Raw genomic sequence first — 20,111 nt, 5'->3', positions numbered from 1 at the left:
CCGGATCAGCCGCCAATGAAAGAAAGGTTCTGGGTAATGCCGCTGTTGCCCTGATGCAGAAAATGGGTCTGTTTCTTGCTCAGCAAGCCGCTCTGAATACGTTGTTTCAGCACCTGCAACTGTCGATCGTCAGCCAGCAGGTCGCGCAGCGGGATCCCCTGTTCACCAAACAGGCACAAATGCAGATTACCGATGGCGGAAACCCGCAGCCGGTTGCAGCTGGCGCAGAAGTCTTTTTCGTATGGCATGATAAGCCCGACTTCGCCCAGGTAATCCGGATGGCTGAACACCTGCGCCGGGCCATCGCTGCGGCCACGCGGTTGCCGCTGCCAGCCTTGCCGTTCCAGTTGCTGGCGCAGCACTTCTCCCGAAACGTGGTGTTTGCGGAACAAATCGCCGCCTTCGCCGGTTTCCATCAGTTCGATGAAACGCAGTTGAATCGGGCGTTGGCGGATCCAGTTGAGGAAGGTGTCAAGCTGGTGATGGTTGACGTCGCGCATCAGCACTGCATTGACTTTCACCTTGCTGAAGCCGGCAGTAAAAGCGGCATCGATTCCCGCCATCACCTGGTGGAACTTGTCCTGACCGGTAATGGCATGAAACTGGCGCGCATCGAGACTGTCGACGCTGACGTTGATGGCGGTCAAGCCGGCGTCACGCCACTGCGCAACGTCGCGCGCCATGCGATAGCCGTTGGTGGTCACCGCCAATTGGCGGATCGCCGGGTTTTCACGCACGGCGGCAATGATGTCGGTAAAGTCGCGGCGCAACGACGGCTCGCCGCCGGTCAGCCGCACCTTTTCGGTGCCGAGTTCGGCAAACGCCCGGCTGACGCGCCGAATTTCATCCAGCGACAGAAAGGCCTTGGGGCTGGCGGTCGGTTTGTAGCCATCCGGCAGACAGTAGGTACAACGGAAGTTGCACACGTCGGTGATCGACAGGCGCAGGTAATAGAACTTGCGCTCAAAAGCATCGGTAAGTTGCGGCACCATAACACCTTTCCAAGTCGGGAGATGCAGACATTTCTAGCTGCACCCTGGTGGCTGACTTCGCCACGGCCCAGGCGCCATATCATTCACGTGGAATAACGTAGGCCCAAGGGCTAGGAGTTTTGATTTCATCTGCCTGCGTCTGGCAAACCGCACCGCCAGTGACGGATGCTGTTTGCCACCTGCGGGGATACGACCATGCACGTAGCCGGAATGAAACCGTGGTTTTCAGCAGAATTCTAGCGCCAATTATCGACGATAGCCAATGTGCAATTTCGCTATATAATTGTCTATACAGCGATTTTAGGCTCTGCCAAACAAGTTAAGCATGATAACCGCTGCTTGTGCAGACGAATTGACCAGAATCAGGCAAATGACACTCTTCTTCGCCTTTTTGCGCCAAATCCGCTACTTTATGCGCTAAACAGCGTGCAGCGTAACGGGCATCTGCCGGTAAACCGTCTCAGAAATACGCCAGTCCAGCGATAGCAAACGGACAGGTATAAGGAATTTTATGCGTAATCGTACCCTCGCCGATCTGGATCGCGTGGTGGCATTAGGCGGCGGCCATGGCCTTGGCCGCGTGATGTCATCGCTGTCGTCTTTGGGATCCCGCCTGACCGGCATCGTCACCACCACCGATAATGGCGGCTCCACCGGGCGGATCCGTCGCTCTGAGGGCGGCATTGCCTGGGGTGATACCCGGAACTGCCTGAACCAGCTGATAACCGAACCCAGCGTCGCCTCCGCCATGTTTGAATACCGTTTCAGCGGCAACGGCGAGCTGTCGGGACATAATCTGGGTAATCTGATGCTGAAGGCACTCGATCACCTGAGCGTGCGGCCGCTGGAAGCGATCAACCTGGTTCGCAGTCTGTTGAAAGTCGATGCGGCGTTGATCCCGATGTCGGAACAGCCGGTGGATCTGATGGCACACGATCACGAAGGCAATCACGTCTATGGCGAAGTCAATGTCGATCAACTGACCGCGATGCCGCAGGAATTGATGCTGTCGCCGCATGTGCACGCCACCCGAGAAGCGGTGGATGCGATTGCGCAGGCGGATTTGATTCTGATTGGCCCGGGCAGTTTCCTGACCAGCCTGATGCCGCTGCTGTTGCTTGACGATTTGACCCAGGCCCTGCGCCGCAGTAGCGCCAACCTGATTTATATCGACAATCTGGGGCGCGAGCTCAGCGTTGCCGCCGCCGCGCTGTCGCTAAAAGACAAGCTGGATCTGATGGAAGAAAAGATCGGCCGTAAAATGATCGACGCAGTGATCGTCAGCCCGGCGATCAATAGCGCTTCGGTGCAGGATCGGGTTGTGATTCAGCAAAACCTTGAGGCCAGCGACATTCCCTACCGTCACGATCGCCAACTCCTGCGCCAGGCGCTCGAAAGGGCGCTGATTGAACTGGCGGCACGCCCTTAGTCTTTGCCCTGATACCATGGATTCTCGCCGATCATGGCGAGATAAAGATCTTCTACCTGCTTGCGCGCCCACGGCGTGCGGCGCAAAAACTTCAGGCTGGACTTGATGCTCGGATCGCTGCTGAAACAGTTGATGCGGATGCGCTCGGCCAGCCCGGACCAGCCGTAGGTCGCCACCAGCCGGTTTAACAACTGCTCCAGCGTGATGCCATGCAACGGATCTTTGGATTTATGTTCGCTCATCGTGCAATTCAACTCATTTGGCTTGGCATATTCGGCCGCACACCTTAATCAGCTTTGCCGGGCGCGACAAGAAATTTGTTACTTTATCGCCCCCGGCTACGGCTGCGTCAGGAGATGGCGATAAACTGCTCGCGCAACTGATGGATTTCATCCCGCAACGCCGCCGCCTGTTCGAACTCCAGATTCTGTGCGTGGGTGTACATCTGTGCTTCCAGCTCGCGGATCTTCTGATCCAGCGCTTTAGGGGTGAGCTGCTGATACTGGGTAGCGTTTTCTGCCGCCTTGCTCTTCCCTTTGCCCTTGCCACGCGATGACGGCTGACCCAGTTGCAGGATATCGGCAATTTTCTTGTTCAGCCCCTGCGGCACAATGCCATTTTCCTGGTTGTACGCCTGCTGTTTGGCGCGGCGCCGCTCGGTTTCGCCGATCGCTCTGGCCATCGAGTCGGTGATTCTGTCGCCATACAGAATCGCCTTGCCGTTCAGGTTACGTGCCGCACGGCCGATGGTCTGGATCAACGAGCGTTCGGAACGCAGGAAGCCCTCTTTATCTGCGTCGAGAATCGCCACCAGCGACACCTCAGGCATGTCCAGGCCTTCTCGTAACAGGTTGATGCCCACCAGCACGTCAAACTCGCCCAGACGCAAATCACGAATGATTTCGACGCGTTCGACGGTGTCGATGTCGGAATGCAGATAACGTACGCGCTCGCCGTGCTCTTCAAGATATTCGGTCAGATCTTCCGCCATGCGTTTGGTCAGCGTGGTCACTAGCACCCGCTCGTTGACTGCTACCCGTTTACGGATCTCCGACAGCAGATCGTCGACCTGGGTCGTCACCGGCCGCACTTCCACTTGCGGATCCAGCAGACCGGTCGGCCGCACTACCTGGTCGATCACGTCGCCACCGGATTTTTCCAGTTCGTATTTGCCCGGCGTCGCCGAAACGTAAATGGTTTGCGGTGCCAGCGCCTCGAACTCCTCAAAGCGCATGGGTCGGTTGTCCAGCGCCGAAGGCAGGCGGAAACCATATTCCACCAGCGTTTCCTTGCGCGAACGGTCGCCTTTGTACATACCGCCAATCTGCGGGATGGTGACGTGCGATTCGTCCACCACCAACAGGCCATCAGCAGGCAGATAATCGAACAACGTCGGCGGTGGCTCACCCGGGCCGCGACCGGACAGATACCGCGAATAGTTTTCGATGCCCGAACAGTAGCCAAGCTCGTTCATCATTTCCAGATCGAACTGGGTGCGCTGCGTCAGCCGCTGCTCTTCCAGCAGTTTGTTATTGGCCAGCAGCACCTGACGACGCTCGGCCAGATCGACCTTGATCTCTTCCATCGCCTGCAGAATGCGTTCACGCGGCGTGACGTAATGCGACTTCGGGTAAATGGTAAAGCGCTGCACCACCTGTTCGACCTGACCGGTGAGCGGATCAAACAATGACAACCGCTCGACCTCCTCGTCGAACAGTTCAACTCGCAGTGCCAGCTCGTCGGATTCCGCCGGGAAGATATCGATCACTTCGCCACGCACCCGGAAGGTAGCGCGCTGGAACGCCTGATCGTTACGGGTATATTGCAGCTCCGCCAGTCGGCGCAGGATCGAACGCTGGTCGATGATCATGCCCTTGGTCAGGTGCAGCATCATCTTGAGGTACAGATCCGGATCGCCCAGACCGTAGATCGCCGAGACCGACGCCACCACCACCACGTCACGCCGCTCCAGCAGCGCTTTGGTCGCCGACAGGCGCATTTGCTCAATATGTTCGTTTACCGAAGCGTCCTTTTCGATGAAGGTATCCGAGCTCGGCACGTAGGCTTCCGGCTGGTAGTAATCGTAATACGAGACAAAGTATTCCACCGCATTCTCGGGGAAGAACTCTTTCATTTCGCCGTACAGCTGCGCCGCCAGCGTTTTGTTGGGCGCCAGCACCATCGTTGGCCGGTTCAGATCGGCGATCACGTTGGCAACGGTGAAGGTTTTCCCCGAACCGGTAACCCCCAGCAGCGTCTGGTGCGCCAGGCCATCTTCCAGCCCTTCTTCCAGCTTGCGAATGGCCTCCGGCTGGTCGCCGGCCGGTTTGAAGTCTGAATGCAGTTTAAAAAGTTTACTCATATACCCTTCATCATTCCCGTCGCCGCAGGGTTGCCTGCGCCTACCCCAACCGCGGATGCGAACCCGTCGGCACAGCGGCCTGTAAGTATGGAAAGTCGCGGCGATTTTCGCCAGTGCCTATGATACTGGATATAAAACCAGCTTCAAGCGGATTAGTGGCTTTGTCGTACCCGGCCAAAAACCCGTTGCACCGCCAAGGTTACACTGCGGTGACATTTTTATTGTCAATAACCGTTTTATCCCCAGAATTTGTCGCGAATTAACTTATTGATAGCGGCGAGGCGAAAAATCATACATAGGATTGCCAGCAATGCCTTCGCATATTGCTTTTAATTAAGTACTTGATAAAAAAAGACTTTAGTAAAAAGACGAGAATCCGGACAATGCGAAGACAACCCGCGCCGGCTCTCGCTTTAAACCGCTTTTCTAAATCTAATACACAAGGTTATCCACAGGAATGGTGGATAACTCTCACCGCCCCGCCAGCCACGGGAGTTACAGAAAAATCGTTTTTTCGCTGGCATCGGCTTCGAGGCGGCTTTTTTAGTTATTTTTTGACACTTTTATTGCTTTGTTTATGCCTATAAATACTAAAAATGCCCATTGCCATAAATGCATTTCACTCATTTGCCTCCGACGGTGGCGAAACGCCGACCATCGCCGCCACAGCCTTGCACCATGGTTCAACGAGGTGGCACCGTAACAGTGCAAAAAACGTTCGAATCAAGCTGCGTCGATATTTTGCCCTGCGCAGCGGCCCCGGTCGCCACAAGCGCTCAGCTTAACATAACAATAACAAGCTGCTTTTTTATTGACCGATAAAAGTTGGCCTGAGAGTTGCAATACTGAGTGGCAGACAAGTGCAGACCGCTTGCTTTTTATTGAGAGACGACAGGAATAACTGTTTGTCGTGACGCCGTCGCCATACAAAGGATGATGGCTCAGAGCGCCAAAAAAAGCGAATAGACGCGTTATTCGGTCATAAAGCACCATTTTTAGCCAAACATCGTTTTTTTAGCCCCAACCTGTACTGCAATTACCGCGCAGCCCAGGCGGCATTTTGTTCTGGACGTTAAACCACTCGGGAAAGAAATCGCTAACCGCGAAGGAAAGGAAAAAGCACGGAGGCACAGGTTGCATGAGTGTGAAACAGGTCTTTGAGGAGAATGCCGAATGTTAAGCCTACGTTCAGTAAATCAATTTTACGGGCAGAACCATACGTTGTGGGATATCAATCTGGAGTTGCCACGTGGCCAATGTACGGTGTTGCTGGGGCGCAACGGCGTGGGAAAAACCACGCTGGTGAACTGCATCATGGGACATTTGCCAGTGGTGAGCGGCAGTATGACCTGGCAGCTGGCCGACGAGCCGCCGCAAAATCTGTTGCAGCAGCCGGTCGAGACTCGCGCGGCGCTGGGCATCAGTTATGTGCCGCAGGGGCGGCAGATTTTTTCGCCGCTCAGCGTCGAGGAGAATCTGCAGGTTGCGCTGATGGCGGGACACGATAGAACCCGCCGTATCCCACCGCTAATCTACAGCCTGTTCCCGAATCTGAAAGCGATGCGCGGCCGCCGTGCCGGCGATCTGGCCGCAGGCGAACAGCAGCAGTTGGCTATTTGCCGGGCGCTGGTGCTGGAACCTGAGCTGCTAATCCTCGATGAGCCGACGGTTGGCATCCAGCCGTCTATCGCGGCGGAGATAGGCAACGTGATCCACAAACTCAACCGGGAACTCGGCATCACCATCCTGCTGGTCGAACACCGACTGCCGTTTATTCGCCGTGTGGCGGATCGTTTCTGCCTGATGGATCAAGGGCGCAACGTCGCTACCGGCACCGTGGAGCAACTGGACGAGGGGCTGATCAGCGCCTATCTGACGGTATGACGCAGCAGCAGGCGCGCTGCTGTGTCATATCATACTGCCGACGACAGCTGCGACAGGTTCAGATACTGCCCCAGCGGCTGACCTTCGGCCTGCGGCAGATGCGGAATTTCCCCCAGCATCGGCGCTGGCAGCATGCGACGCAGCGTGGTCAGATACTCCTGATGGCGTCGCCCCGGCGGCGCCACATCATTGGCGATCCAACCGGCCAGCGTCAAGCCGGCCTGCTGCACCGCCTGCGCGGTCAGTAGCGCATGGTTGATGCAACCGAGCTTCATACCGACCACCAACAGCACCGGCAGTTGCTCCTGCTGTACCCAATCGGCAAAGGTTTGCGTTTCGCTGAGCGGCGTATACCAGCCGCCGGCGCCTTCCACCAGCAGCCAGTCGGCGCGTTGCTCCAGCCTGCGTAAACCGGCAGACAGTCGCTCAAAGACGATCGGCTGTTGCAGCGCCGCGCTAACGATGTGCGGCGAGGTCGGTTCGGCAAAGGTATAAGGGTTGACGTCATGATAACCCAGCGCAATGCTGCTGTTGGCCTGCAAGGCCAGCGCATCGCTATTGCGCAGACCGTCCGGCGTCATTTCGCTGCCGGAAGCCACCGGTTTGTAACCGGCACAGCGGTAACCGGCCAACTGCGCCGCTTGCAGCAATGCGCTACTGGCCACGGTTTTGCCCACTTCGGTATCGGTTCCGGTGACAAACCAACGCTTAATCGCCATAAATCACTCCATAAACTAACTGATAACTGAGCGGGAATTGTCCCTGTTGGCAGGGATACGCCGCCTGTAACGCCTTCAGGCGGCGACGGGACATCAACCCGGCATCGCGCCCCTGATGCAAATGCGTCGCACCGATGCCTTTCAGCGATCGCATCACGGTCATCACATCCGGATAATTCAGCGTGCGGCATACCGCCTCAAGCCGGTGGCGATACGGCGCGCAGGCCGCTTCGATTGCCGACAGCGGCAAAAATTGGTTTACGTGGCGCTCGCCGTCAACCTGCTGCCAGGCATCACCCAATTCATGTAGCGATCCCTGTGCCAGAGTCGAAAACAGGGTCAGACCGCCCGGCCGCGTGACGCGGCGCAGTTCGGCCAATGCACGCGGCAGATCGCTGCACCATTGCACCACCAGACTGCTGAAGCTGAGATCAACGCAGGCGTCCGGCAGCGGAATATGCTCGATATCGCCGAGCAGATAGTCATCCGCCGCCTGCTGCTGACGGGCGAAGGCCAACATGCCCGGCGCCAGATCGAGCGCGGTGACCTGCTTGCCCAGCTCACGCCAGCGGCGGCTGAAATAACCGGTGCCGCAACCGGCGTCGAGCACCTGCCGCGACGGATGCATACTCCCCATCCCCAGTAAGCGCTCGCCAACCTCACGCTGCAGTGCTGCAGCGGCGTCATAACTTTGTGCCGCACGACTGAACGCCGATGCAACCGCATGTTTATCAATAGTTTTCTGTGCTGATATCATGCAATACCTCCAGCAGGCGATCGATGTCTTGCGGCTGATGCGCCGCCGTCAGGGTAATGCGCAGCCGCGCGCCGCCCGGCGGAACCGTGGGCGGCCGAATGGCGCTGACCCACAGCCCGTGCTGACGCAGTTGCTCTGCCAGATCGAGCGCGCGTTGGTTATCCCCTACCAGCAGCGGCTGGATAGCGGTGTGCGACTCGGTCAAGGTTAACGGCAAGCCGGCAACGCCGGCGCGAAAACGCTGAATGTTGTGGTGCAGACGGCGGCGTAATTCATCCCCCTGCTGCACGCAACGCAGCGCCGCCTGTAGCGCACAGGCCTGCGCCGGCGGCATGGCGGTGCTGTAAATCAGATGGCGGGCAAACTGCAGCAGGTATTCCGCCAACGGTTGGTCGCACAGTACCGCTGCGCCACTGGCGCCGAACGCCTTGCCAAAGGTGACGACCAGCACCTCCGGCCGCACCTGCTGTTGCCAACAGCTGCCGCGTCCCTGCTCGCCATGCACCCCGATGCCGTGGGCATCGTCGACCATCAGCCATGCGCCCTGCTGCCGGCTGAGTTGCTGCAACTCCGCCAACGGCGCCGCGTCGCCGTCCATGCTGAACACGCCTTCGGTCACCACCAACTGCTGCCCGCTACAGGGTTTTGCCAGCAGACCGGCCAATGACGACGGCTGGTTATGTTGAAAACGCCGCAGTTGCGCAGGTGAGTGAGCGGCCGCTTCCAGCAGCGAAGCATGGCTGAGCCTATCTGCCAGAATACGGTCATCAACCTGCATCAACGCCGCCAGCAATGCCTGATTCGCGGCATAACCGGAAATGAACAACAGCGCGCGCGGATAGCCGAGCCACTCCGCCAACTGAGACTCAAGTTGCTGATGCGGCAGGCTAAATCCGGTCACATGGCCCGATCCGCCGCTGCCGACGCCATACTGCTGCGCGCCCTGCTGCCAGGCAGCGATCGCCGCCGGGTGCCGGCTCAACCCCAGATAGTCATTGCCGGAAAAATTGAGATATTGCCGTTGGTCCAGCTGAATATGGCGGCCATTGCCGCCCTGATTCACCTGACGCGAACGATAAGCGGCTGCCTGTCGCCGCTGGGCCAGCGCCCTATCGATCCGTTGTTGCCAGCTCATTACAGCGCCGCGTTGTAATACTCGGCGGTATCGGCATTCAGCAATTGCTGCGCCAACACCTGCTGTTGCTGGTTATCACCGTGTTCCGTCGCGGTCTGCTCCGGATTAAGGCCCAGCTTGCGGAACAGCAGCAAATCCTTGTCTTCTTCCGGGTTCGGCGTGGTCAGTAATTTGCAGCCGTAGAAGACTGAGTTGGCGCCGGCCATAAAGCACATCGCCTGCGTCTGTTCATTCATTTGCTCACGACCGGCGGACAGCCGCACGTAAGAGCCAGGCATCATGATGCGCGCCACCGCGATGGTACGAATGAAATCAAACGGATCGACGTCGTCGTTATCCGCCAGCGGCGTCCCCTTCACCTTCACCAACATGTTGATCGGCACACTTTCCGGCGGTTTGGGCAGGTTGGCCAGCTGTACCAGCAGGCCGGCGCGATCGCGTACCGTTTCCCCCAGGCCAACAATGCCGCCGGAACAGACCTTGATGCCTGCGTCGCGCACTTTATCCAGCGTATCCAGTCGCTCCTGATAGCTGCGCGTGGTGATGATATTGCCGTAAAATTCTGGCGAGGTGTCCAGGTTATGGTTGTAGTAATCCAGCCCCGCGTCGGCCAGACGTTCGGCCTGGGTACCGTCAAGGGTGCCCAGTGTCATGCAGGTTTCCATCCCCATTGCCTTCACGCCCTGCACCATCTGTTGCAGATACGGCATATCGCGCTCGTGCGGGTTTTTCCACGCCGCGCCCATGCAGAAACGGGTCGAGCCGGCGGCTTTGGCCTTGCGCGCCGATTCCAGCACCTGCTCAACCTGCATCAGCCGCTCAGTTTCCAGCCCGGTTTTATAACGTGAGCTTTGCGGACAATATTTGCAGTCTTCCGGGCAGGCGCCGGTCTTGATCGACAACAGAGTGCTGACCTGCACCTGGCGTGGGTCGAAATGCTGGCGATGAATGGTCTGTGCTTCAAACAACAGCTCGAGTAACGGCTTGTCAAACAGGGCTTGGGCTTGCCCTACGGTCCAGTGAATGCGGTCAGCCATGACGGCGTCTCCAAAACGAAAAAAGTGTCGTCAGTTTAGATATTGTGGATATACTGTCAACCATTCAGTAATTGATTTGGTTTACAAGTATGTCTATCTCCGCCGCCGACCTTGAATTTGATCAACGCCACATCTGGCACCCCTACACTTCGATGAGTCACCCGCTGCCTTGCTACCCGATCGAGGCCGCGTCGGGCGTCGAGCTGCAGTTGGCCGATGGCCGCAAACTGGTCGACGGCATGTCCTCGTGGTGGGCGGCGATCCACGGTTACAACCACCCTCGGTTAAATCAGGCGGCAAACAGCCAACTGGAAAAAATGTCCCACGTGATGTTCGGCGGCATTACCCACCCGGCGGCCATCGCCCTGTGCCGTCAGTTGGTTGACATTACGCCGGCGGCGCTGGAATGCGTATTCCTGGCCGATTCCGGCTCGGTAGCGGTGGAAGTGTCGTTGAAAATGGCGTTGCAATACTGGCAGGCGCGTGGCGAGAAACGCCAGCGGATCCTTACGCTGCGCCACGGTTATCACGGCGATACCTTTGGTGCCATGTCGGTGTGCGATCCGGACAACTCGATGCACAGCCTGTATCAGGGCTATCTGACGTCACACCTGTTCGCTAGCGCGCCGCAATGTCGTTTCGACGACCAGTGGGACGAGCAGGATATCGCGCCGTTTGCCGCGCTGCTGGAACAGCATGCCGGTGAAGTGGCCGCAGTGATCCTGGAACCGGTGGTGCAAGGCGCCGGCGGAATGCGGATTTATCATCCGACCTATTTACGTCGAGTACGGGAACTGTGCGATCGCCATCAGGTGTTGTTGATTGCCGACGAAATCGCCACCGGCTTTGGCCGTACCGGCAAACTGTTCGCCTGCGAGCATGCCGGTATCACCCCGGATATCCTGTGTCTGGGCAAGGCGCTGACCGGTGGCTATATGACGCTCTCCGCCACGCTGACTACCCGCCACGTCGCTGAAACCATCAGTAACGGCGCGGCCGGCTGTTTTATGCATGGCCCGACGTTTATGGGCAATCCGCTGGCCTGCGCCGTTGCCAGCGCCAGCCTGTCACTGCTGGCGGAAAATCGCTGGCAACAACAGGTGGCGGCGATCGAACAGCAACTCAAGCAGCAGCTATTGCCGCTGGCCGCACTGCCCAAGGTGGCTGACGTGCGGGTATTGGGGGCGATTGGCGTGGTGGAGATGCATCAGCCGGTCGACGTCGCGCAACTGCAACGCCTGTTTGTCGAGCGCGGCGTGTGGATACGCCCATTTGGCAAACTGATTTATCTGATGCCGCCGTATATCATCCAGCCGCAACAGCTCAGCCGCCTGACCGACGCGATTGGCGCTGCGGTCGCCTAGCCTTACCAGTGCTGGTCCAGATAACGGGCCAGCCACACCAGGCACAGGATCCACAGCACCACGATCACCAGCGCGGCGAAACGCCCCCGCGGGTTGTCAATGCGCTTTTGCGCCTTGGCGCGCAGCTCCGCCATCAGCGGTTTGGGGATTAAACGTACCGCCAACATGATGCCCAGTGGTACGATAATCACGTCGTCCAAATAGCCCAGCAGCGGAACAAAATCCGGTATCAGATCGATCGGCGACACCGCATAGCCCGCCACCAGCAAGGCGATCAGCTTGGCATACCACGGCGTACGGCGATCGCGCGCCGCCAGCCACAGCGCTACAATGTCGCGTTTGATGCCCTTGGCCCAGCGGCGTAGCCAGCCAAACCACGGCGTGCGTTTTTTCAAAGAAATCATGTTTACTTCATATAAGAACGTAAAACCGTCATCAATTGCTCAATGTTCTGCTCACGCTGCTGCTGCGTCGAATCTTCAGCGGCGAGATGCTCGCGCACATGCCCTTCCAGCACCTGCGCCATCAAACCGTTTACCGCGCCGCGAACCGCCGCGATCTGTTGCAGAATAGCAGAACATTCGCACTGATTCTCCAGCGCTCTTTCCAACGCTTCCGCCTGTCCTTTGATTCGTCGCACCCGTGCCAGCAGTTTTTTCTGGTCTTTGATGGTATGGCTCATACTCACTTCCCATTGCTACTTACTATACTGGGGTATAGTATAATTGAAAATGGAGTTACGACAGGAAATCTCGCCGCCATGTCTTTATACGCCCCCACCCGCCAGCGTGAACACAGCCACGTTTTTGATGATGGTAACCCATTGGCCGAAAGAAACACACGCTGGGCGGTGCTGTTGACCGCACTGATGATGGTGATTGAAATCGTTGGCGGCTGGTGGTTCAACTCGATGGCCCTGCTGGCCGACGGCTGGCACATGAGCTCGCACGCGCTGGCGCTGGGCCTGTCGCTGCTGGCCTACGCTGCCGCTCGCAGGCTGGCGCGCGATCGCCGCTTCAGCCTCGGGACCTGGAAAATAGAAGTCTTGGCCGGCTATACCAGCGCGCTATTGCTGATGCTGGTGGCGGCGTTGATGCTGTTCCAATCGGCGCAACGGCTGCTCAACCCAAGCGCCATTCACTACAACCAGGCCATCGTCATCGGCATGGTCGGGCTGGTGGTAAATCTGGCCTGCGCCTGGCTGCTGCGCGATAGCGGCCATCACCACCATCATCAACATGGTCATCACGATCATTCCCCGGCACATACGCCGCCGGCTGGCGAACATCGGCAGGATCTCAATCTGCGCTCAGCCTATCTGCACGTTATCGCCGACGCGGCAACCTCGGTATTGGCGATCGTTGCGCTATTTGGCGGCAAGCTGTGGGGAGCGAACTGGCTCGATCCGCTGATGGGGATCGCCGGTGCCGCCCTGGTGGCGGTATGGGCCTTTAGCCTGATACGCGACTGCGGCAAAGTCTTGCTGGATGCCGAGATGGACGCGCCGGTGGTAACAGAAATTCGCCAACAATTGGCCGGCTGTGGCCATGCGCTGACTGTTACTGATTTACACCTTGGGCGCATCGGCAAAGGGAAATACCAGTGCGTTATCGCGCTGAGCAGCGCCGATACCACGCTGACCGCCGATCGGGTGCGCCAACTGCTGGCCGTGCATCATGAACTGGTGCACGTCACGGTCGAGATCAACCGACCGCCGCTGGCGCAGGGGGTTGTATTGTTCCGCTAAAACGATCTAGCTTAGGGGTTCAGCTTTTATCGACAACTGGGAGTCATTATGACTTTTCGTTTGTACAGCAACGATTTGCAAGACGGCACGAAAATGCCGGAGCGCCAGGTATTTAACGGCATGGGCTACCACGGCGATAACCTGTCGCCGCATCTGGCCTGGGATGGCGTGCCAGAAGGCACCAAAAGTTTCGTGGTCGCCGTTTACGATCCCGATGCCCCGACCGGTTCCGGCTGGTGGCACTGGGTGGTAGCCAATATCCCCGCACAGGTGCGTGAGCTGCCTCAGGGTGCTGGCTCCGGCAAGGCGGCACTGCCAGCCGGCGCCATTCAAACCCGCACCGACTTCGGCCAGGCGGGCTACGGCGGTGCGGCACCGCCGCAGGGCGAAAGCCACCGCTATCAGTTCACCGTGCATGCGCTGGACGTGGAAAGCATTGAGGTGGATGAAGGTTCCAGCGGCGCGTTGGTGGGCTTTAACGTGCATTTCCACAGCCTCGGCAGCGCCACGCTGACGGTAAAATACAACTGAGAACGCTCGGGACAGGTGTATCCGCCCCGACGGAAAGTTGATTCGGCGCAGATCATATGAGGCAGCTGCAAGTATCACGGGTATCTATACCCTAAATAAAGTATCTCGAGTATCTATACCCTAAATAATTGGAGCTGCATCAAGGCGGCAAATTTGTGAATCCCCAGAAGCTTACTCAAGTAAGTGACTGGGGTGAGCAAATGCAGCCAACACAGAGGCAGCTTCAAGTATGACGGGTATCTAACACGCTTACCCACATCGGGCCTTTGCCCACCGGATAACGCGCCAGCATAGTCAGCTGACCGCTGGCCTGATCAATTTCATGCACCGCGATGTGATCGGACTTCTGGCCGGACGAAATCACGAAGCGGCCGCTGTGATCGATATTGAAACCGCGCGGTTGCGCTTCGGTCGGCTGATGACCGACGACGGTCAGACGGCTGCCGTCTGCCGATACGCTGAAGATCGACAGGATGCTGGCGGTGCGATCGCTGGCATAGAGGAAACGACCGTTGGGGGTAATATGAATATCCGCCGCCCAGCAGGTGCCGTTAAAATCGGCCGGCATCGCGTCGAGGGTTTGAACGCGGGTATAGCTGTCGCCATGGTCGCCGATCGCCAGCACCTCAACCGTACTGTCCAGCTCATTCACCAGATAGGCATGGCTACCATTTGGGTGGAAGGCCATGTGACGCGGGCCTGCGCCGGCAACGGTGGCTACCGCCGCCTGCGTTTGCTCTGCCAGCGTGCCATCCTGCTGCAGATCGAACAGACGAACGCGATCTTCCTTCAGACAAGGGATCAGTACCCGCTGATTGGTGGGATCGATATTGGCGGAATGCGGCGCCGTCAGGCCATCAATCTGCTGTAGAGGAGCTGTCACCACGCCGTCATGACCAATCGGGCTAACGCTGGCGCAGTTGCCGCTGTAGGAAACCGAGAACACATAGCGGCCCTGTAAATCGGTCGACAGATGGGTCGGGCTGCCCGGGAGCGGCGCCATGCCGGCCTGCTGCAGTTGACCGTCGTGCGCAATGCGGTAGCTGACCACGCCAAACGCCGGGCGTACGCCGACGTACAGGTGGGTTTTGTCCGGGTGAATGGCCATCGGCTGTACTTGCCCTGGGACATCAACGGTTTGCAGTAGCGTCAGCGCGCCGTCATCCGCTAACTGCCAGACGTGAATCTGCTGGCTTTCCGGGCTGGCGACATAAACGATTTGCTTCATTTTGGCTCCTTGAAAGGGAAAAGAGAAACCGGTTGCAGGTTTTTCGGTTTCCCTTAGCTTACCTGACAAAGCTGACATAACAACCCCGGCTTGCAACAGAATTCGGCGCGGTTTTATCCCGCAAGGATCCGGTGTACCATCAGGTTAATTTTCTTGCTAACGATAATGGAACCGCTATGACCTACCGCGTAATCGCTCTCGATTTGGACGGCACCCTGCTGGACAACCAGAAACGCATCTTGCCGCAGTCCCTGGAAGCGCTGGCCGCAGCGCGCGCGGCAGGCATCAAGGTGGTGGTGGTGACCGGTCGCCACCACGTCGCCATTCACCCGTTCTACCAGGCGCTGCAATTGGATACCCCGGCTATCTGCTGCAACGGCACCTACCTGTATGATTTTCAGCAGAAAAAAGTGCTGGCTTCCGATCCGCTGCCCAAACAGCAAGCGCAGCTGGTGCTGCAAATGCTCAAACAGAGCGATATTCACGGCCTGATGTACGTTGACGACGCCATGCTATACCAGGAACCGAGCGGCCACGTGATCCGTTCCCTGGCGTGGGCGGAAACCCTGCCGGTTGCACAGCGCCCAACGCTGTTGCAGGTTGACAGCCTGACGCAGGCGGCCGAAGACGCGCAGGCGATCTGGAAGTTCGCCACCTCGCATGCGGATATTCCGGCGCTGCGCAGTTTTGCCGAGATGGTGGAAAAAGAGCTGGGTCTGGCATGCGAATGGTCGTGGCACGATCAGGTCGACATCGCCAAAAGCGGCAACAGCAAAGGCAACCGCCTGCAACAGTGGGTTACTGCCCAGGGGCTGCGTATGGATCAGGTGGTGGCGTTTGGCGACAATTACAACGATCTCAGCATGCTGGAAGCGGTTGGGCTCGGCGTCGCCATGGGGAATGCCGACGACGCCATCAAACAGCGCGCCGATCTGGTGATTGCCGATCACTTGCAGCCCGGTATCGCAGAGGTGATCCGCACGCGGGTGCTGGGTTAATCCGCTCTGCATTCACCGGGCAGCGAGGCGCTATCCCGTTTCACGGCTGATCGACACGCTTTTTATCTGCGCATACAGCCACTGCCCGGCTTTGATCGCCAGCTCATCACGCGCCCAGGGGGTAATGCGCGCCCACAGTACGCTGTCCCCTACCGCCAGTTTCACTTCGACCTGCCCGGCGCTTTCCAGACATTCGATGACCTTGGCCGGCAGGATATTGCGAATACTACTGTTGCTGGGCGGCTGCAATACCAGTGACACATCGGCCGCGTTAATGCGAATACGCAACGCGCTGCCAATCGGCGCAGCAATTGCGCTGACCCACAGGCGACGATCTCCCAGCCGCAATGCGGTCATCGCATAGCGCGGGTGATGTTCCAGCACGCTGACGCACAGCACGCTGCTCTGGTCCTCGCGCTGCAACCACGGTCGCAACGCACTGCTGGCCCAAACCTCTTCCAGGCCGCCGCAGGCCAGCACCCGCCCACCGTCCAGCACCATCACCTGTCCAGCCAGGCGCAGGATCTCATCCATACTGTGGCTAACGTACAGTATCGGGATGTTAACGTCCTGTGTCAGACGTTCCAGATACGGCAGCAGTTCGCGCTTGCGCGGTAAGTCCAGCGATGCCAGCGGTTCATCCATCAGCAACAGTTCCGGCGCGGTCAGCAGCGCGCGACCAATCGCCACCCGCTGTTTCTCGCCGCCGGACAGCGTCAGCGGCAGTCGGTTAAGCAAGGGTTCGATGCCCAGCAGCTCAACGATGCCGTCAAACTGTCCACGCATCGACGGCGCCATGCCGTATTGCAGATTGCCACGCACCCGGTAGTGCGGGAACAGGCGCGCGTCCTGGAATACATAGCCGATGCGCCGCTTTTCGGCTGGCAAACACAGGCCGGCAGCGGTGTCCACCAGCGTGCGGCCATTGAGCACGATGCGCCCGCGATCCGGCCGGGTCAGCCCGCCAATGGCGTTGATTAACGAGGTTTTACCGGCACCGGACAGGCCGAAAATCGCCGTGATGCCCTGCGCCGGCAGCTCAGCCTGCACCTCCAGTTGCAGTTCCCCCAGCCGTTGGCTGACATCCAGCGTAAGCATTTCAGCCTCCCATCCGTTTACGGCCCCAACGGGCCAGCCATTCCGACGCCATCAGCGCAACCAGCGACAGTACGATGGCGATCGCACATAAACGGGCGGCGGCGGTCTCAGCGCCGGGCGTTTCGATCAAGGTGTACATCGCCAGCGGAATAGTACGGGTTTCACCGGGAATATTGGATACAAAGGTAATGGTGGCGCCAAATTCGCCCAGAGAACGGGCGAACGCCAGTACCACGCCGACGATCACCCCGGGCAACGACAGCGGCAGCGTAATGGTAAAAAACACCCGCCATGGCGATGCGCCAAGGGTGCGCGCGGCCTGTTCCAGACGGCTATCGACCGCCTCCAGCGCCAGCCGGATGGCGCGAACCATCAGCGGGAATGCCACCACCGCCGACGCCAGCGCCGCGCCACGCCAGCTGAAACTGAAGCTGAAGCCGAACCAGTCATACAGCCACTCGCCTATCGCACCGCGTCGTCCCATGACGATCAGCAGCAGATACCCCACCACCACCGGTGGCAACACCAATGGCAAATGGATAATGCTGTCCAGCAGCGATTTACCGGGGAAGTCGCAACGTACCAGGATCCAGGCGATCAGAATGCCCAACGGCAAACTGCCTATCACCGCCAGGCTGGCGACTTTCAGGCTCAGTTCAATGGCCTGCCATTCATACTCGCTAAGCATCATTGACGTGGGGAGAACCCATAACGTTGGAAGATTGCCGCGGCTTGCGGACTCTTCAGATAGGTATAGAAAGCGCTCACGCTCGGACTGTCATGGCCTTTGACTATCGCCATCGGATATTCAACCGGTTTGTGGCTCTCGGCCGGGAACACGCCGATCACCTTCACCTTATCGCTGGCGACGGCATCGGAACCGTAAACGATGCCCAGCGGCGCCTCCTGGCGCTCCACCAGCGCCATCGCGCTGCGTACGTTATTGGCACGCGCCAGTGTCGGTTCCAACCGCGGCCAGGCCTTGAGGCTTTGCAGCGCTTGCTTGGCATAAATACCGGCCGGCACGTGATCGGGATCGCCCACCGCCAGTCGGCCGCCGTCCAGCAGTCGAGCCCAGTCGGTTTGCGCCGTGATGGCCACCTTGTCCAGTTTGGCGTCCCTGGCGGCGATCAGCACCAGATCGTTGCCAAGCAGGGTATAACGACTGTCTGCTACCATCTGCTCCTTGTCGATAGCGTAATCCATCCATTGCTGGTCGGCGGAGATAAACAGATCGGCAGGCGCGCCCTGCTCAATCTGCCGCGCCAGGGTGGATGAGGAAGCAAAGGAAGACACCACCTGCACGTTTTTACCCTGCTGATATTGCTCGGCAATATCCTGTAGCGCATTGGTTAACGACGCCGCGGCAAAAACGGTGATTTTATCTGCCGCCGAAGCCTGCATCACCATGCCGGATGCCAATACGATACCGCCGAGCCATTGAGTCCATTGCTGTTTCATCATTCCGCTCTCTTTGCCAATTATACGCCGGGTTAATTTTCGTTATATACAAAATGATATAACGTTGAGCAAAAGCTTGTCATGCGCTTTATGGTCGAATAATGCGTTTATCGGCAGTGGGGAAATTAACTTGAACAACGCCCGCCGCAGGCACGACGGGCGTCAGAAAAAGGGATCAGCTACGTTTTTCTTTTGAAGGGCTGGCTTTGGAGAAGATATTGAACACTTCCGCCAAGCCGTAGATCAGGCCGAGGATCACTGCCATGACGACGGGTACCATCACCACGGCGAACACTAGACTTTTCAATAATTCCAACATGTTAGCCTCACTTATACTGCGTATTTAAACAACGGCTCAACCTTTACTGTAAACTATATTCACGGTAAAAACGCGGGTATTTTAGCGACAGTGTGAAGTTAATCCTCAGCCAAACGTGCTGAAACCGCGCGATTTGGCGCTTATCGTCAGATCGGCGACAATGGCAAAATCAACCTTTTGCAGCCGACAGGATGTGTCATGCAGGCCGAAATTCTTCTTACTCTCAAGCTCCAGCAAAAACTGTTTGCCGATCCGCGCCGCATTGCGCTGCTCAAACAGGTGGCACAGACCGGTTCAATCAGTCAGGGCGCCAAACTGGCAGGTATCAGCTACAAAAGCGCCTGGGACGCGATTAACGAAATGAACCTGCTGGCGGAGCACACCGTGGTGGAGCGCGCGACCGGCGGTAAAGGCGGTGGCGGTGCGCAAATTACCCGCTACGGTCAGCGGCTGATGCAGTTGTACGATCTGCTGGGCCAGATCCAGCAAAAAGCCTTTGATGTGTTGCAACAGGATGACACGCTGCCACTCGACAGCCTGTTGGCGGCAATTTCACGCTTTTCGCTGCAAACCAGCGCACGCAACCAGTTCTTCGCCACGGTGATCGAACGTGATGGCCAGCAGGTGCAGCAGCATGTCCAGCTGTTGCTGGCCGATGGGCACAGCCGTCTGACCGCCGCCGTCACCGAACAGAGCGCCGAGCGCCTGAAATTGTCGCCCGGCAAAGAGGTACTGGCACTGATCAAGGCGCCCTGGGTAAAACTCAATACCGATCCGGCGCTGGCCGGCGCCGCAGACAACGCCCTGAGCGGCAAGGTGGCCAGCATCCAGCCGGGTAGCGATCACAGTGAAGTGCTGGTGACGCTGAACGGTGGCGAAACCTTGTGCGCGACGGTAGCCAACCCGGAGCTACAACAGCTCAAACTGCGGCCCGGCATGGCGGTCAATGCCTTGTTCAATGCCGATCGGGTGATCGTCGCCACGCTGTGCTGAACGCAATGTGTCGTTGCATTTTTGTCAATTGACATCCCATGACGATGCGCTTATTTC

General features: G+C 58.2%; 21 protein-coding genes and 1 riboswitch. Of the genes, 7 read left to right on the top strand and 14 right to left on the bottom strand.

The window, feature by feature from the left end:
- Positions 1-5: 5 nt before the first annotated feature.
- Positions 6-992, bottom strand: a complete 987-nt coding sequence (gene moaA, locus ACCC84_RS00200; protein ID WP_039992353.1) for a GTP 3',8-cyclase MoaA — start codon at positions 990-992, stop codon at positions 6-8.
- Positions 979-1,121: riboswitch (molybdenum cofactor riboswitch) on the bottom strand. (Overlaps the previous gene by 14 nt.)
- A gap of 382 nt (positions 1,122-1,503) precedes the next feature.
- Here moaA and yvcK point away from each other — a divergent pair.
- Positions 1,504-2,421 (top strand): uridine diphosphate-N-acetylglucosamine-binding protein YvcK, encoded by a 918-nt coding sequence (yvcK, locus tag ACCC84_RS00195; RefSeq protein WP_004965696.1) that lies wholly within the window; start codon positions 1,504-1,506, stop codon positions 2,419-2,421.
- On the opposite strand, the gene ACCC84_RS00190 is transcribed toward yvcK, so the two are convergent.
- Positions 2,418-2,663 (bottom strand): VF530 family protein, encoded by a 246-nt coding sequence (locus ACCC84_RS00190; protein ID WP_004965697.1) that lies wholly within the window; start codon positions 2,661-2,663, stop codon positions 2,418-2,420. The genes yvcK and ACCC84_RS00190 overlap by 4 nt on opposite strands.
- A 107-nt stretch (positions 2,664-2,770) precedes the next feature.
- Positions 2,771-4,783: an excinuclease ABC subunit UvrB gene (uvrB, locus tag ACCC84_RS00185; RefSeq protein WP_004965698.1), complete on the bottom strand. Its 2,013-nt coding sequence runs from the start codon at positions 4,781-4,783 to the stop codon at positions 2,771-2,773.
- 1,173 nt (positions 4,784-5,956) lie between these two features.
- On the opposite strand from uvrB, the gene ACCC84_RS00180 reads away from it, so the two are divergent.
- Positions 5,957-6,667 (top strand): ATP-binding cassette domain-containing protein, encoded by a 711-nt coding sequence (locus ACCC84_RS00180; RefSeq protein WP_004965699.1) that lies wholly within the window; start codon positions 5,957-5,959, stop codon positions 6,665-6,667.
- A 29-nt stretch (positions 6,668-6,696) separates the two neighbouring features.
- On the opposite strand, the gene bioD is transcribed toward ACCC84_RS00180, so the two are convergent.
- The 4 genes from bioD to bioB are packed head-to-tail and all read right to left on the bottom strand — an operon-like array spanning position 6,697 to position 10,315.
- The gene (bioD, locus tag ACCC84_RS00175) at positions 6,697-7,386 is read right to left on the bottom strand and encodes a dethiobiotin synthase (RefSeq protein ID WP_004965700.1); all 690 of its coding nucleotides are present in this window, start codon (positions 7,384-7,386) and stop codon (positions 6,697-6,699) included.
- Positions 7,376-8,143: a malonyl-ACP O-methyltransferase BioC gene (gene bioC / locus ACCC84_RS00170; protein ID WP_004965701.1), complete on the bottom strand. Its 768-nt coding sequence runs from the start codon at positions 8,141-8,143 to the stop codon at positions 7,376-7,378. The genes bioD and bioC overlap by 11 nt, the downstream gene beginning before the upstream one ends.
- Positions 8,118-9,278: an 8-amino-7-oxononanoate synthase gene (gene bioF / locus ACCC84_RS00165; RefSeq protein ID WP_004965702.1), complete on the bottom strand. Its 1,161-nt coding sequence runs from the start codon at positions 9,276-9,278 to the stop codon at positions 8,118-8,120. Before bioF ends, bioC begins: the two co-directional genes overlap by 26 nt.
- Positions 9,278-10,315 carry a biotin synthase BioB gene (gene bioB / locus ACCC84_RS00160; protein ID WP_004965703.1) on the bottom strand — a complete coding sequence of 346 codons (1,038 nt, stop codon included), beginning with the start codon at positions 10,313-10,315 and terminating at the stop codon, positions 9,278-9,280. Before bioB ends, bioF begins: the two co-directional genes overlap by 1 nt.
- An 89-nt stretch (positions 10,316-10,404) precedes the next feature.
- Between bioB and bioA the strand changes: the two genes are divergently transcribed.
- Entirely contained in the window at positions 10,405-11,679 is a 1,275-nt protein-coding gene (bioA, locus tag ACCC84_RS00155) for an adenosylmethionine--8-amino-7-oxononanoate transaminase (protein ID WP_004965705.1), read from the top strand.
- A 2-nt stretch (positions 11,680-11,681) separates the two neighbouring features.
- On the opposite strand, the gene ACCC84_RS00150 is transcribed toward bioA, so the two are convergent.
- Positions 11,682-12,083, bottom strand: a complete 402-nt coding sequence (locus tag ACCC84_RS00150) for a YkvA family protein (RefSeq protein WP_004965707.1) — start codon at positions 12,081-12,083, stop codon at positions 11,682-11,684.
- Between the two features lie 2 nt (positions 12,084-12,085).
- On the bottom strand, positions 12,086-12,361 hold the full coding sequence (locus ACCC84_RS00145; RefSeq protein ID WP_004965709.1) for a metal/formaldehyde-sensitive transcriptional repressor: 276 nt from the start codon (positions 12,359-12,361) through the stop codon (positions 12,086-12,088).
- A gap of 78 nt (positions 12,362-12,439) precedes the next feature.
- Between ACCC84_RS00145 and dmeF the strand changes: the two genes are divergently transcribed.
- Both dmeF and ACCC84_RS00135 read left to right on the top strand, forming a co-directional pair.
- Positions 12,440-13,426, top strand: a complete 987-nt coding sequence (gene dmeF / locus ACCC84_RS00140; RefSeq protein ID WP_081445088.1) for a CDF family Co(II)/Ni(II) efflux transporter DmeF — start codon at positions 12,440-12,442, stop codon at positions 13,424-13,426.
- Positions 13,427-13,474: 48 nt separating this feature from the next.
- Positions 13,475-13,957, top strand: coding sequence for a kinase inhibitor (locus ACCC84_RS00135; protein ID WP_004965713.1), 483 nt, complete (start codon positions 13,475-13,477; stop codon positions 13,955-13,957).
- 223 nt (positions 13,958-14,180) lie between these two features.
- Here ACCC84_RS00135 and pgl read toward each other — a convergent pair whose 3' ends face one another.
- Positions 14,181-15,185, bottom strand: a complete 1,005-nt coding sequence (pgl, locus tag ACCC84_RS00130) for a 6-phosphogluconolactonase (protein WP_371901441.1) — start codon at positions 15,183-15,185, stop codon at positions 14,181-14,183.
- Between the two features lie 176 nt (positions 15,186-15,361).
- On the opposite strand from pgl, the gene ACCC84_RS00125 reads away from it, so the two are divergent.
- Positions 15,362-16,183 carry a pyridoxal phosphatase gene (locus ACCC84_RS00125; protein ID WP_004965715.1) on the top strand — a complete coding sequence of 274 codons (822 nt, stop codon included), beginning with the start codon at positions 15,362-15,364 and terminating at the stop codon, positions 16,181-16,183.
- Between the two features lie 30 nt (positions 16,184-16,213).
- Here ACCC84_RS00125 and modC read toward each other — a convergent pair whose 3' ends face one another.
- The 4 genes from modC to ACCC84_RS00105 all read right to left on the bottom strand — a co-directional run bounded on the left by modC (position 16,214) and on the right by ACCC84_RS00105 (position 19,061).
- A complete protein-coding gene (gene modC / locus ACCC84_RS00120; protein ID WP_004965717.1) occupies positions 16,214-17,281 on the bottom strand; it encodes a molybdenum ABC transporter ATP-binding protein ModC in 1,068 nt (355 codons plus the stop codon).
- Between the two features lies 1 nt (position 17,282).
- Positions 17,283-17,972: a molybdate ABC transporter permease subunit gene (modB, locus tag ACCC84_RS00115; protein WP_004965720.1), complete on the bottom strand. Its 690-nt coding sequence runs from the start codon at positions 17,970-17,972 to the stop codon at positions 17,283-17,285.
- A complete protein-coding gene (gene modA / locus ACCC84_RS00110) occupies positions 17,969-18,742 on the bottom strand; it encodes a molybdate ABC transporter substrate-binding protein (RefSeq protein ID WP_039992836.1) in 774 nt (257 codons plus the stop codon). Before modA ends, modB begins: the two co-directional genes overlap by 4 nt.
- A 175-nt stretch (positions 18,743-18,917) precedes the next feature.
- Positions 18,918-19,061: an AcrZ family multidrug efflux pump-associated protein gene (locus tag ACCC84_RS00105; RefSeq protein WP_004965725.1), complete on the bottom strand. Its 144-nt coding sequence runs from the start codon at positions 19,059-19,061 to the stop codon at positions 18,918-18,920.
- 198 nt (positions 19,062-19,259) lie between these two features.
- Between ACCC84_RS00105 and modE the strand changes: the two genes are divergently transcribed.
- Positions 19,260-20,054 carry a molybdenum-dependent transcriptional regulator gene (gene modE, locus ACCC84_RS00100; protein ID WP_004965730.1) on the top strand — a complete coding sequence of 265 codons (795 nt, stop codon included), beginning with the start codon at positions 19,260-19,262 and terminating at the stop codon, positions 20,052-20,054.
- The last annotated feature ends 57 nt before the right edge of the window (positions 20,055-20,111 follow it).

Origin of the sequence: Serratia odorifera (assembly GCF_041448735.1) — a bacterium.
Taxonomy (GTDB): Bacteria; Pseudomonadota; Gammaproteobacteria; order Enterobacterales; family Enterobacteriaceae; genus Serratia_F; species Serratia_F odorifera.
Note: the sequence above shows the minus strand (reverse complement) of the source record. Positions and strands in the feature narration are given on the sequence as shown.